This is a genomic window from Lapillicoccus sp. (assembly GCF_046595215.1).
GTDB lineage: Bacteria > Actinomycetota > Actinomycetes > Actinomycetales > Dermatophilaceae > Lapillicoccus.
In genome coordinates this window covers 48,881-62,403 of record NZ_JBKJPP010000159.1, presented here as the reverse complement: position 1 = coordinate 62,403, position 13,523 = coordinate 48,881, and the positions used below count along the sequence as shown (strand labels likewise).

Genomic DNA, 13,523 nt, shown 5'->3' with positions numbered 1-13,523 from the left:
ACCGGGTCGGGTCAGGCCCGCCGGGCCAGGACATGGATCCCTGCTCCGAGCTCCCCGAGGACGGCGTATGCCGGGTGCTCGGCCACCGCCTGCTCGAGCTCGAGCAGAGCGACCCGGTCGGCGGCACTGTCGATCGTCCCGGATGGGACGAGGTCGCTGAACACCCGCACCCCGTGGACGTGCTCGCTGGTGAACCCGTTGCCGTCGAGGAGTGCCTCGAGCTGGGCGATGTCGAACCGTCGCGGTAGTGGATCGGTGCGACCCCACCGGCCGTCGGTGCTGGTGAGCGCCTCGCGGGCCTGGACGAAGTCACCGGCGAGCGCCTTGGCCAGGACGACGGCGAGCCGGCCGGCCACGAGCAGGGACAGGTGGCCGTCCGGGGCGAGGGCGACGGCGACGGCTGCGAGGGCGGCCGCGGGGTCGTCGACGACCTCGAGCACTCCGTGGCAGCAGACGAGGTCGAAGCCGGCGTCCGGTCGGACCTCGGCGAGGCTGTCGGCATCTCCCTGGCGGGCGGTGATGCGCTCGGCGACGCCCGACTCGGCGGCGCGGCGCTCGAGCGCAGCGAGGGCGTCAGGGCTCGGGTCGACGACGGTGATGTCATGGCCGAGCTCCGCAAGGGGGACCGCCAGGCCGCCGGTGCCGCCGCCGAGGTCAAGGACGGACAGGGGGCGGCCGAGCTGCGCCTCGCGGGTGGCAGCGAGCTTGCGGACCGTGGACCAGATCGCCTGAGTGCGGAACGACGGTGCGCCGCCGCGTCTGGCCGGACGCCGCTCGTCGACCACGTCGATCTCCCTCCGGTGCCAAGCCTGATGTCTCCCGTCACCCTAGTGCCCCGAGCTTCCAGGGCTGGAGTGCCAGAGCTTGCGCGGCGGGGCCCCAAAACCGTCGTCGTCCCCGGCGAGCCCGTCGGTCCCAGCGACCCCGTTCCGGTCCGCGCTGGTGACCGGGTCGGGCACGACCGCGCCTGCGCCGAGCCCACGGGCGGACCGGACGTCGCCGCCGGCCGGCTTGAGGTCGGCGTAGGGCGACTGCGTGAAGCCCGAAGCGTGGACGAGCAGCCTGCTGGGGCGGGCACCGCCCATCCCCCCGGCCCGGCCCCGTCCGTCATCCTCTGCGCCGTCCCGACCAGCCGTGCCGTCCCGACCAGCCGTGCCGTCCCGACCAGCCGGGGCGCCACGACCATCGGCCTCCTCGGCCGCAGCGAGAGCCCCTTCGTTGCGCGCGATCGCCTCCCGGTCGGCCACCTCGAGGGCCGTCAGCACGGCTTCGAGCCCACCACGGGTCCAGGCCTCCCACAGCCCGGACAGCTCCCACGCCCCGGTCGCCCGCACCGAGATCCCCCGGGGTCCGGTGCGCCGCACCACCCCGCGCACGAGAAGCATCCACGAGTGGAAGACGGTGCCGGCATACGGGCCCTGCACGTCCTCGAAGAACGTCGCGTCGACCGGCCCGGTCGCGTCGTCGAGGGTGAGGAAGACAACCCTGCGACCGGAGCGGATTGGCGGGGTCTGGGTCGCGACCTTGACCCCGGCCACCCACACCTGGCTGCGGTTGCGGGCTGTGAGGATGTCCTTGGTCCGGGTCACCCCGAGGGCCGCGAGCATCGGCGCGTAGAAGTCGACGATGTGGGCGCTGGCGTCGAGGCCGAGGATGTCGAGCTCGGCCCGGACGCGCTCCGGCCCGGTCATCTCGGGCAGCCCGCTGCCCCGTTCGAGCTGGGGTGTGTCGCCGAGGTCGAGGACCAGCTGGACAGGCTGCTGGGCCGCAGGGAGCACGGCCTGCGCCGCCTGTGACTGGGCCGCAGCCAGCGCCGCGACGTCACCCTCACCGGCACCCCACCCGATGCCCGGCGCCCCGCCCGATGCCCGACCGGGCGCCCCGCCCGATGCCCGACCGAATGCCCTGCCCGACCTCCGGGTCGGGCCGGCGCGCAGGGACCGTGCCCAGCGGTCGAGCTCGGCGACGTGGAGCAGCAGGTCACGCCGGGTGATCCGGCCCCGCCGTCCGAGCCCGGCGCCGGGGGCGCCCGGCACCGCGCCGGGGTGGCCGGCGTCGAGGGTCGCGGCGGCGACCGACCCGATGCCGTAGACCGCGTCGAACCCGCCGGCGAGCACGAGGCGCTCGACGACCGGGCGCGAGACGTGGGCGCGGTTCCAGAAGTCGGCCACGCTGAAGTACGGCTGGCCGGCGACGATCCGGGCCACCTCCGCGTCACTGATCCCCTTGACGTCTGACAGCGAGATCCTGATGCCGAAGGCCCGTGCGTCAGGCAGGTCGGGGTGCAGCGCGCGCGGGTCCGGGACCAGCGACGGTCCCCCGGGCAGGGCGGGGGAGCCCGGGTCCCACGCCGGCACCCTCTCGACGGTGTATGCCCCCGTCGAGGTGTTGACGTCGAGCCCGAGGACGGCGATGCCCAGGCTGCGGGCGTCGTCGAGGATGAGGCGCTTGGGATACATCCCCGGGTCGTGGGTCAGCACACCGGAGATGAACGCAGCCGGGTGGTGCGTCTTGAGCCAGGCCGACTGGTAGGTCGGGAGGGCGAACGCCGCTGCATGGGCCTTGCAGAACCCGAACGACGCGAACGCCTTGAGGACCTCCCAGATCCGGTCGACGTCGGCAGGCGCGTAGCCCCGCGCCAGCGCCGCGGGACGCCACCAGGCCTCGACCTCGCCCTGGGTCGAGAACGACCCCATGGCCCGACGCACCTCGTCGGCCTGGGCGAGGGTGACCCCGGTCGTCTCGGCGACGATGAGCAGCACCTGCTCGTGGAAGACGACGACTCCCTCGGTCTCGCGCAGCGCGGGGATGAGCGTCGGGTGGAGGAACTCCGGCTCCTTCCACCCCTGGCGGGCATTGAGGAACGGGACGATCATGTCGGACTTGACCGGACCGGGGCGGAAGAGCGAGATGTCGATGATGAGGTCCTCGAACCGCTGCGGGCCGAACTTGCCGATGAGCTCGCGCTGGCCCGGGCTCTCGATCTGGAAGCAGCCGAGGGTGTGCGTGGTCCGGATCAGCCGGAACGTCGCCTCGTCGTCGAGCGCCACCTGCTGACGGTCGTCGAGGTCGATGCTCACCTGCTCGACCCGGCGGACCTCGTCGACGGCATGGGCCATCGCGGACTGCATCCGGATGCCGAGGATGTCGAGCTTGAGCAACCCGAGCGCCTCGACGTCGTCCTTGTCGAACTGACTCATCGGAAAGCCGATCCAACTCGCCTCGACCGGGGTGCGGTCGAGCAGCCGGGAGTTGGACAGGACCACCCCGCACGGGTGGAGGGCGATGTGTCGGGGCAGTCCGTCGAGCCGCTCGACGAGGTCGAGCATGAGGTCGAGCCGAGGAGTGTTGAGCCCGCTGGCCCGCAGCTCGGGCAGGTCGGCGATGGCGTTGCGGACGTTGCGGGCAGAGATGTGCGGGAACGCCTTCGCCATGGCGTCGACCTCGGACGGCGGCATCCCCAGGGCAGCCCCGACGTCACGGATCGCGTGCCGGACCCGGTAGCTGTCCATCATCGAGACACAGGTGACCCGCTCACCCCCGAATCGGGCGAGGACCTTCTCGTAGATCTCGGTGCGCCGGGCCGACTCGACGTCGATGTCGATGTCGGGCAGCTGGGCCCGCAACGGTGAGCAGAACCGCTCCATCAGCAGGCCGTAGCGCATCGGGTCGACCCCGGAGATGCCGAGGAGGTAGTTGACGAGCGAGCCCGCTCCCGACCCGCGGGCGGCCACCCGGACCCCCATCTCTCGGATGAGGTCGCACACCGTGGCGACGGTCAGGAAGTACGTCGGGTAGCCGAGCCCACCGATGACCGCCAGCTCGTCATCGAGCCGGGACCCGACCGCAGCGAGCTCGCTCGGTGACTCGTGCGGATATCGGGTCGCCACCGCGTCCCGGCACCGGGCCGCGAGGATGCTCTGCGGGTCGATGTCGGGGGCGATGCCGAGGACGGTCTGCTCGGGCAGGTGGACGGCCCCGATCCCGAGGTCGACGGCCGGGTCCTGGACGCACTCCATGGCGAGCGCGACGCTCGCCCCGAGCAGCGACCGGGCACCCTCGCGGGCCAGGGTGCCGCCGCCGCTGATCCCCGGACCGGAGGCCTGGAGGATGTCGCACGCCACGGCATACATCGCCGGAGTGGGACTGAGGTGGCCTGCCGTGGTGATCCGGTCGAGGTGACGGACGTCGAGGGCGACGAGCCGCCGGGCGGCGTCGAGGACGTCGACGGTGGCGGCCTCCCGCGGGTCGGCGTGCCGCACGGCAGCGGTGAGGACGACGCGGATGCCGTGCTCCCGGGCGAGTGCGTAGAGCCGGGCCGCGTGACCGAGGCTGGCCGGGGTGCCCTCGGCCCCGCCGTGGCAGACGACCTCGATGGCGATCGCGTCGCGCGGCAACAGGGCCCGCCACCGAGCCAGCGCCGCGTGGGCCCGGGCGCGCTTCCGTGCGAGGACCGCACGGCCGACGTCGGAGTCGGGACCGAGCAGGACGACGAGCGGGCTGGGGCCACGCTCGGCGGGGTCGATGCCCGGCGGCGTGGCCAGCTCGGCGATGAGCTCGGGCGTGCTCACCGGCTCGCCCCGCTCACCGCCGAGGTGGGTGCGGGTGACAAGGCGGCACAACCGGCCCCAGCCTGCGCCAGGGTCGAGACCGAGGTGACGACCCCGGGCGAGGACGGTCACCCGCGGCAGCCGGGCGTCCACGACGGCGCCGCCGCGGACCGGGGTGCGCGGCCGCGTCGCAGGACCACCACGGTGCGACGTCCGGCGCGGGTCAGGCACCTCGTGACGGACGGCGAGGTCGACGCCGAGGATCGGGGCGATCCCGGCGTCGGTGCAGGCCTGGACGAACCGCACCGCGCCGTAGAGCCCGTCCCTGTCGGTCAGGGCCAGCGCCGGCTGGCCCCAGGCCACGGCCCGCTGCACGAGGGCGGCGGGGGTCGAGGCGCCGTACTGCATGGAGTATCCGGAGGCGACGTGCAGGTGGACGAAGGTGTCGTGCACGGACGGTCCTCAGGCCCGGGCTTCGGCCCGGTCCGACGCCGACGCCGACCCGTGGGCCGAGACCGGGGCGAGGTAGTCGGGCAGGGGTTCGGCGCGTGGCACCCCGAGCAGGTCCTGGACGATCTCGAGGAAGATCTCGGACTGGCGCAGCAGGTCGTCGGACTCGCGGGCGCTGAGCGGTCCACCACGCTCGACGGCTGCCCGCTGCCGCGCCGACCCGGCGAAGAACGTCGCCCACTCGGACAGCTCGGGGGCGACCGCGGGCAGCACCTCCCAGACGCTGCGCGGTCGCGAGCGCCCCGAGGAGCTGCTGCGCGCGGCGAGCAGGGCTGCCGCGGCCCGAAGGGCGCCGAGGTGGGCCTCGACGTAGCGCTCGCCCGCGTCACCGGTCCGGCAGGCGAGCAGCAGGCTCCCCCGGGACCGGTCGAGCAGGTCGAGGGAGGTTGCCGCGATGGGGGGACGACGCCGGCCAGGGACCAGGACGTGGGCGCTCTCGGTGTTCATCCGGGTCTCCTCAGTCCGCGACGCGCACGAGGCGCCAGTCGGGGTGTCCCTCGTGGGGGACGTCGTCGTGGACGAGGTCGAAGACCCCGCTGGCGTGGACCTGGCCCCGGCTGGCCTCGACCCGCCACACCTGCCGCTCACCGGCGGCGATGTCGAGGCCCACCGGCTGGCCGGGGACCGGGTCGAGCGCCTCGCGCCACCAGGCCCGACGTTCACGCCAGTGGCCGATCACCTGACGCACGACGTAGAGCCGGCCCCTCCAGATGAAGGCCTGCGGCGGGGGCGAGGACCTCCCCATCACGTCCGTGCCACCCGTTCCACCCGCATCGCTGTGACCATTCGTGGTCCGGTCCTCCGACCGGACCTCGATCGGATCGCTGTAACGGCGCATGACGGCATCGCCCCTTCCGGGCATGGGGTGGCTCAGGAGACAGACCGGCCCGTGACGGGACGGGGTAGGCGTCCCGTCACGGGTTGATCGTGCTGTCACCGACAGGCCCTTGGAGCGGGAGCGGAGTTCGTCACCCCAGACCGAGAATTCGTACACCTGTTCGATGAAGCAAAGGTACTCCCTCCCTCGGACAGCCTGTCAAGACGTCCCCGGGCGGCGCCGTTCGTTGCCGACGCTCAGCCGACCCGGACGGCGGGATGCCCGGTGAATCCCAGGGCATCCCACAGGGCTCGGCCGGCCTTGTCGTACACGACGACGTTGCCGTCGTCCTGGATGACGGCGTAGTCACCCGGGCTGTACAGCCTGGTGTGCCAGACGGGTGCACCACTGGGTCCGTAGATGACGACGTTGCCGTCGGCCTGCGCCTCGAGCCTCGACCCGGGCACCGACGTGCCGCTGGACCACCGGGTCGACCCGTTCGCGTTCTTCAGGACGAGGTTGCCGCCGGTCTGCAGCGTGAGGGTGAAACCGTTGGACCACGAGGTGACGGACTGCCCCGAGGACAGGTGGGTGAATGCCCGCTGCGGGACGAACCGGACCGCGGCCCGGCGGGTGTAGCCCTTGCTGTCCCACAGGGGCGCGCCGGCGTCGGAGTACAGCACCAGGTTGCCGTCGTTCTGCATCCGCAGCTGGGCGCCGGGGCTGTACACGCCGGTCGTCCACAACGGCAGGTTGGCCTCCGGGTCGTACATCACGACGTTGCCGTCGGCCTGGACGCGCAGGTAGCTGCCCGGGACATTCGTGGACGACGCCCACTGGTACTTCCCGGCGGCGTCGTACGTTACGAGGTTGCCGTCGGTCTGCATGTTCAGCCGGAACCTGCCGTCGGGCGAGAAGACCGCCGGGCCACCGGCGTTGACGCTGCCCGGCACCGTCCCGGTGGCCGGCACGGGAACGGGGGCAGGCCCCGGGACGACGGATGGGCACGGCGTGGGGTTGGGTCCGGAGTAGGCCGGCGCCCACCCGGTGGTCGAGGTCCGGCACGGCCCGTAGTCCCTGGCAGCCACCTTGCCGCTCCAGTAGGACGTGGCGGCCATCGCCCACTCCCAGGAGAGCGAGATGTGCACATGGTCGCGGTGGCACGCGGTGTCCGACGCCGCCTCCGGGTGCGCCTCGCAGTTGCTGTAGGGCCGCCAGCCGTCGCTCGGGCGGTAGGCGCCCCAGATCTGGTCGTTCCAGATGATGTACATGACCCCGAGGCGGCGGGCATTGGCCACCGCGTTCCCCTGGGCATCGGTGGCCAGCAACCAGTTCACGAGAGTGTCCCCCCGGTCGAGCCCCTCCGGGGTGCGGACCGTCGTCATCCAGTCGACCGCCCGGCCGTCGTAGTGCTCGCTGACCGACCCCTCCGAGCCACACGCACGTCCGATCCCGGTGGACGTCCCTGGGTACGTCGCCTTCAGCAGGTTGGCGAAGCGCGTCGCGCCCGGCTTTGCAGTGGGATCACAGGAGACATCCGGCACGTATGCCGCGGTGGCCTCGATGCCCGTGACGGCCGGAGGCGGTGGGGGCGTGGCCGCGGCTGCGGCGGACTCGGGGATCGCGACGGCGAGGGCCGCGAGGAGGACAGAGCTCAACAACACACTGGTAACAGGTCGACGTCGCACGAAGGCAGGTCCTTTTCAGTTGCGGTGAGGGAGCCTGCGAGCCGGGTGACGGCGCAGGGGAGGGTCGCCGGGTGGGGTGGGTGATGCCCGCCCCGAACGGGCCAGCGGATGCCGGGGCGAGCGCATCCTCACGGGCGCCCGTGTCGGACGAGCAGCCTCTCGGTTCACCTTTCATGGACACTTACTAGCAGTTATCGGCGTGTTTGTCCCTAATTATCCTATTTAACCGCTGTATCCTGCCGCCTCGCGAAACTCCAGCGTCTGGCCTCCTCCACCTGCCGTTCCGCTTGGCTGGAACGTCTTCACCGAACCTGACAACCACCACGAGCCCCGGCAGCCGATGGCTGTTCCCGGGACAACCCGACAACTTCGCTGCAGCCACGTGAAGGGACAGGTCACCGGCCAGCAATCAGTCTCAGGACGGCGGGTCCAGACATGGGGTCTTAGTACCTAAGTGCCATAGACGCGTCTGGGTCGTCAGGGTTGAATGGGGCTCTTGGCCACCGGATCGGCCGTTGGCGGGACGGAGTGTCTGTGCTACAACCGTGGTCGCCCAATCCGTTCACCGTGCGCCGTCGCAGGCCGGTCATCATCGCCGTGCTCCTTCTCGTCTCCACGTTCCTGGTGGTCGCCCCTGCGTCCGCGGCCGTCTCGGTGTCGCGAGCAGAGGTCAGCGGGTCCAACTTGCGGCTCGAGGGCACCGCGGCGGCCAGTCGGGACATCACCGTCGACGGCGTCATCATGGGTAGGAGCGACACCGGCGGGGGTTTCCGCATCGACCGCACCCCATACACCCGGCCGGCCGACTGCACAGTTGACATCGACGACGGCTCCGCGACGCCGCGAGTGGCGACGCTGTCCGGGTGCACCGCGACCCAGCCGCCGCCCGCTGGTCAAGCCGCGCCCTCGCCGCTCACACCTGCCAACGGAGCGGCAGTGACCACGCCGTTGACCCTCTCTTGGTCGTCCGTCATCGACCCGGCCAGTGTCAACGGCGGCTACAACTGGGAGATCAGCGCCTCTCCGACGTTCGCGCCGCTGGTGACCCGCGACTCCACTCTGCCGAGCGTGACTCAGCAGAGGGTCGGTGGCCTCGGCCTCGGCACGTACTACTGGCGCGTCCAGGCGATCAACAGCAACCTCGACCAGAGCGCGTTCTCGGCGACGCGCAGCTTCACCGTCACCGGGTCCGGCGCGGGCGCGCTGAGTTCGCCGGTGCTCGGCGCGCTGCCATTCGGCACGGCGTACCACCCGATGGAGAGCTTCCCCTTCTCGTGGAGCGCCGTCGCCGGAGCCAGCAGCTATGTCGTCGAGGTCTCCGCCGACCCGAGGTTCCCGGCGCCCGTGGATGTCCGCTTCACAAACATTCCCGACCCGAACTATGGCTTGACGTTCAACAGCACTCTCATCGGCAGCTGGAACCTGCGCGTGTATGCCGTCGACGCGGCCGGAGTCGCCGGCACCCCCTCCAACGTACGCACGTTCACCATCTCCTACGCCGCGCCGGTCGGGCCCGCACCGACCCTCGTGTCCCCTGCTGCCGGTGCCAACCTCCCGCTGCCGATAACCCTCGACTGGAACGACGTCCAGAACCCGCAGCCTTCCGGCTACGAGGCCCAGGTCGCCACAGACCCCGCGTTCACCAACGTCGAGGTCCAGATCAGCCAGCAGACGAGCTCTCAGTACACCCTCCTGGGCCTCAGTTCTGGGACGAAGTACTGGCGGGTCCGCCACACCCAGGGGGACGCGTCGCCAACGACCGCAGCGATGACCGCGTGGTCGACGGTGCGCTCGTTCACGGTCGACACCGCGCCGGCGATGATCGCGTCTATCTCCCTGCTGGGCATCACATCTGCCTACAGCGGGACGGAGCAGGTGGGCGAGCTCCAGCTCACAGGTCCAGCGCCGGCCGGCGGGGCGTTGGTCCAGCTGACGAGCACCCAGCCCGGCGCCACGCCGGTCCCGTCGTCCGTGCTCATAGGCGCCGGGACCGCCTTCACCCAGTTCCGGTTCCTGTACGGGCAGGTGACCGCACCAACCTCAGCGACCATCACGGCGACGTATGCCGGATCGGCGGCGAGCGTCCCGGTCACCGTGAACCCCCCGTCACTCAAAGAGGTCGGGCCTTCGCCGAACCGGATCACCGGTAGCAGTCCCGCGACGGCGTTCGTCACGCTGAACGGCGCCGCACCCCCCGCGGGGGCGGCCGTCACACTCACGAGCAGCTCGCCGCTGGCCGTGCCGCCCGCGACCGTCACCGTGGCCCCAGGCGGCTTCTCGCAACCGTTCACCATTCAGACCAGTGCCGTGACGGTCAACACCACCGTGACGATCTTTGCCAGCTGGAACGGAAAGCAGGTCACGCACCAGCTGACCCTCGAGCCCGGCGTGGCACCTTCGGAGTGGACGGTAACCCCGCCCACCACGACCGGATCAGAGGGCTCGTCGGCCCGGGTGGCCATGGCCCAGCTCCAGTCCACGGACGTCACCTTCACCCTGACAAGCAGCGACCCTGCTGTCGCCCGGATGGCCCCGACGGTGACGATCCCGGCCGGCTCACCGCATGCCGGCGTCCTGATCCTGACCACCAATCCGTCGGCAACGACGACCGTCACGCTGTCGGTGTCGGGGGCCGGGGTCACCAAGACGGCGACGCTGACCGTGAACCCGATCCCGTTGACGCCGCTGCCGGCACCGACCCTGGTGTCGCCGCCTTCGGGCGCCCGCTTCGCGCCCGGCCAATCCGTGTTATTTGACTGGAGTAGCGTCGCCAGCGCTGCGTCCTACACGCTCCAGGCGAGCTCCACGAGCACCTTCACGTCCATCCTGCTCGAACGCTCCTCGACCGCCCCTCAGATCGGCGCGTCCTTCACGGCCAAGGGCGACTGGTTCTGGCGGGTGCGAGCCAACCGGCCGGATGGAAGTGCGGGAAGCTGGTCGACCGCGCGTTCCTTCAGGATCAACTAGCCGCCCAAGGTCACCGACCCGGGCTCACGGCCCGTGGCTCAGGCCAGCGCGGACCGCGAGGGCGAGCAGACCCTTACGCATGTCCTCGGCGATCTCGCCCATCGCGATGGTCACTTCATCGGGCACGGCGAGCCCCGGCCCGGAACTCGTTGTTGGCATGTTCTTCTGCTACGAGTTGGTGACGGGGGTCCTTGCGAGAAGGCCGTAGGCAGGTGCCGTGCGTGCGCGGGAGTGTCCCGGAGACGCGCCCGAGGAAGCTTCCAGATCGGGAGCCTCATACGGGACACGCTCAGCGGACCCGACCGGCCCCTCGCGGCAGTTGTGCCGAGATCGGGCACGCCAGCGAGCCTCGGGGCTTGTCTCGACGAGACCCCAGAGCCCGTTCGGCTGGCGCAAGCCCATCCTTGACTGTACGGATGCGAAAAACCGATATACGTGCCGGAGCGCCCGCTGTTCGGAATGTCCGCAAACGTCCAAGTCTCCGCATGTCGACGCGTCGAGGAGGGACAACGGCTACGCACGCCCGCACATCGTCGAGACAAATACCACCGAGAAGTGCGGAACGGCAGCTCGACGGGCGGGCTGGCGAAGGGTAACCGAGTCTCTGTACTGATGACAGAGCCGGAGAAAACCGACATACTCTGGACCGGGAAACCGCAAGCGGGCGCCCGGGTCACAGCAGGTCGTGCAGGGGGCGACCTGCCCTACGGGACCCGGACGCCTGCCGCCTGGCCCAGGCCCAGGCCCAGGCCAGGGCCAGGCCCAGGCCCAGGCCAGGGCCAGGGCCAGGGGCAGGGCCAGGGCCAGGGCACGCTACTGGGCGGCAGTCATCCCGAGGTTGTCCCACACCCGGAGCGTCGCGGGCGAGCGGTTCATCGTGATGAAGTGGATGCCCGGAGCTCCCTCGGCGAGCAGCTCCTGAGCCAGCTCGGTCGTGATCTCGACCCCCACCTCGCGCACGGCTGCCGGATCGTCGGCCACGGCCTCGAGCCGGGAGGCCACCGCGTCGGGCACCGGCTGACCGGACAGCTGGGTCATCCGGGCGAGCTGCTTGACGTTGGTCACCGGCATCAGGCCGGGGATGATCGGCAGGTCCCGGCCCCGCGCCGCGACCCGGTCGCGCAACCCGAGGTAGGCCTCCTTGGTGAAGAAGAACTGGGTGATCGCATACTCCGCGCCGGCATCGGCCTTGCGCACGAGCACCTCCGCGTCGGCATCGAGGCTCGGGCTCTCCGGGTGCTGGTCGGGGAAGGCCGCGACGCCCACGGTGAACGCCCCGAGCGTGCGGACCAGCGCGACCAGCTCGTCGGCGTGGTCGAGGCCCTCGCGGTGACGGACCCACTCCTGCCCCGGACCGCCCAACGGGTCGCCGCGCAGGGCGAGGATGTTGCGGATCCCCGCCGCGGAGAAGGCGCCGACGACGCTGCGCAGCTCGCTCACCGAGTGCCCGACGCAGGTCAGGTGCGCCAGCGGGGTGAGGGTCGTCTCGCGCGCGATCCGCTCGGTGACCCGGACGCTGCGGTCGCGGGTCGAGCCGCCCGCGCCGTAGGTGACCGACACGAACGTCGGGCGGGTCTTCTCGAGCCGCCGGATCGCCTCCCACAGATGGGCCTCCGCCGCGTCGTCCTTCGGCGGGAAGAACTCGAAGCTGAAGCTCGGCAGGTCCTGGGCCAGGGCCTGCGGGATCGACCGCGTCATGTGGGCGGGCCGGGGCAGGCGGGCCGAGGTGCCGAGGGACATGCGACCAGCCTACGACGCGGGCCCCTGACGACGGTCGCGCCGCGCACCACGTGGCCGTCCGGGAGTGCGCCGGGTCACCCCGGGGCGGGTCACCCGTCCACTCACCAGCCCGTAGGCTGGTGACGCACCCGCTGACCGCCCCCGGAGGACCCCGTGAACCGCCCGACGGACCCGCTCGACCAGGTCGGACTGCGCGCTCGCGTGCAGGCGGCGGTCGATGCCGAGATCGCGGTGCAGACCGCCGTCCTCGACGCGCTGGGTGACGACCTGTCGAGCCTGGTCGACGCGGTCGCCCGGTTGCTCGCCGGCGGCAAGCGGCTTCGGGCGGCGTTCCTCTACTGGGGCTACCGCGCCGCCGGCCAGCCGGACTCCGACGCCCTTGTGCGGCTCGCCACCGCGATGGAGTTCTTCCAGGCCGCGGCCCTGCTCCACGACGACGTCATGGACGGCAGCGACTCACGCCGGGGTATGCCGTCCGCCCACCGCGCGATCGCGGCGCACCACGCCGAGGCCGGGTGGGCGGGCAGCAGCGTCCGCTTCGGGGAGGCGGCCGCCATCCTCGCCGGCGACCTCTGCCTCCAGTGGACGGACGAGCTCTACGCCACCTGCGGCCTTCCGGCGGAGCACCTCGCCCGGGCCCGGGGCACCTTCGACGCGATGCGCACCCAGCTGATGGGCGGGCAGTATCTCGACCTGCTCGAGTCGGCCCGCGGCTGGGACGGCCTGGACACGGCGGCCCGGGTCGCCTCGGCCCGCAACGTCATCCGCTTCAAGAGCGCGAAGTACACCATCGAGCACCCCCTGCTCATCGGCGCCGCCGCCGGTGGGGTGGCGGCCTCCACGCTCGGCCCGCTCTCGCGCTACGGCCTCGCCCTCGGGGAGGCGTTCCAGCTGCGGGACGACCTGCTCGGGGTCTTCGGCGACCCTGCCGCCACCGGGAAACCGGCCGGCGACGACCTGCGTGAGGGCAAACGCACCGTGCTCGTCGCCCTCGCCCTCGACGCGGCCGATGCCGACCAGTCGGCGCTGTTCGACAAGCACCTCGGACGGGGCGACCTCGACGACGCCGGGGTCGAGGACCTGCGGACCGTGCTGCGCGACACCGGGGCGGTCGACGGAGTGGAGTCGATGATCGCGGCTCTCGCCGAGGAGGCCGGGGCGGCCCTCGCGAGGACCACCGGCCTCGACCGCGACGCGGTCGCCGTCCTCGCCTCCCTCGTGACCTCCTCCACGACCCGGGAGTCGTGACGC

9 protein-coding genes are annotated in these 13,523 nt (G+C 71.7%); 2 read left to right on the top strand and 7 right to left on the bottom strand.

The features are described from left to right. Positions 1 to 11: 11 nt before the first annotated feature. From ACLL9L_RS14100 to ACLL9L_RS14080, 5 genes are all read right to left on the bottom strand, one after another. Positions 12 to 785 (bottom strand): methyltransferase, encoded by a 774-nt coding sequence (locus ACLL9L_RS14100; protein WP_411285289.1) that lies wholly within the window; start codon positions 783 to 785, stop codon positions 12 to 14. Between the two features lie 42 nt (positions 786 to 827). Next, positions 828 to 5,003: a DNA polymerase III subunit alpha gene (locus tag ACLL9L_RS14095; protein WP_411285288.1), complete on the bottom strand. Its 4,176-nt coding sequence runs from the start codon at positions 5,001 to 5,003 to the stop codon at positions 828 to 830. Positions 5,004 to 5,012: 9 nt separating this feature from the next. After that, on the bottom strand, positions 5,013 to 5,507 hold the full coding sequence (locus ACLL9L_RS14090) for an SAV_6107 family HEPN domain-containing protein (protein ID WP_411285287.1): 495 nt from the start codon (positions 5,505 to 5,507) through the stop codon (positions 5,013 to 5,015). A gap of 10 nt (positions 5,508 to 5,517) precedes the next feature. Further along, on the bottom strand, positions 5,518 to 5,898 hold the full coding sequence (locus ACLL9L_RS14085) for a DUF6504 family protein (protein WP_411285286.1): 381 nt from the start codon (positions 5,896 to 5,898) through the stop codon (positions 5,518 to 5,520). A 236-nt stretch (positions 5,899 to 6,134) separates the two neighbouring features. Continuing rightward, positions 6,135 to 7,535, bottom strand: a complete 1,401-nt coding sequence (locus ACLL9L_RS14080; RefSeq protein ID WP_411285285.1) for a hypothetical protein — start codon at positions 7,533 to 7,535, stop codon at positions 6,135 to 6,137. Positions 7,536 to 8,132: 597 nt separating this feature from the next. Between ACLL9L_RS14080 and ACLL9L_RS14075 the strand changes: the two genes are divergently transcribed. After that, positions 8,133 to 10,532 (top strand): hypothetical protein, encoded by a 2,400-nt coding sequence (locus ACLL9L_RS14075; RefSeq protein WP_411285284.1) that lies wholly within the window; start codon positions 8,133 to 8,135, stop codon positions 10,530 to 10,532. Positions 10,533 to 10,556: 24 nt separating this feature from the next. On the opposite strand, the gene ACLL9L_RS14070 is transcribed toward ACLL9L_RS14075, so the two are convergent. Beyond that, complete coding sequence (locus ACLL9L_RS14070; RefSeq protein ID WP_411285320.1) at positions 10,557 to 10,691, bottom strand: hypothetical protein; 135 nt, start codon at positions 10,689 to 10,691, stop codon at positions 10,557 to 10,559. A gap of 654 nt (positions 10,692 to 11,345) precedes the next feature. Further along, positions 11,346 to 12,272: a methylenetetrahydrofolate reductase [NAD(P)H] gene (gene metF, locus ACLL9L_RS14065; protein ID WP_411285283.1), complete on the bottom strand. Its 927-nt coding sequence runs from the start codon at positions 12,270 to 12,272 to the stop codon at positions 11,346 to 11,348. A gap of 153 nt (positions 12,273 to 12,425) precedes the next feature. Here metF and ACLL9L_RS14060 point away from each other — a divergent pair, with 153 nt between their 5' ends. Beyond that, positions 12,426 to 13,520 carry a polyprenyl synthetase family protein gene (locus tag ACLL9L_RS14060; protein ID WP_411285282.1) on the top strand — a complete coding sequence of 365 codons (1,095 nt, stop codon included), beginning with the start codon at positions 12,426 to 12,428 and terminating at the stop codon, positions 13,518 to 13,520. The last annotated feature ends 3 nt before the right edge of the window (positions 13,521 to 13,523 follow it).

Coding starts and splice junctions, on each gene's coding strand:
- metF (WP_411285283.1), bottom strand. CDS start 12,272: ATGTCCCTCGGCACCTCGGCCCGCCTGCCCCGGCCCGCCCACATGACG.
- ACLL9L_RS14090 (WP_411285287.1), bottom strand. CDS start 5,507: ATGAACACCGAGAGCGCCCACGTCCTGGTCCCTGGCCGGCGTCGTCCC.
- ACLL9L_RS14085 (WP_411285286.1), bottom strand. CDS start 5,898: ATGCGCCGTTACAGCGATCCGATCGAGGTCCGGTCGGAGGACCGGACC.
- ACLL9L_RS14070 (WP_411285320.1), bottom strand. CDS start 10,691: ATGCCAACAACGAGTTCCGGGCCGGGGCTCGCCGTGCCCGATGAAGTG.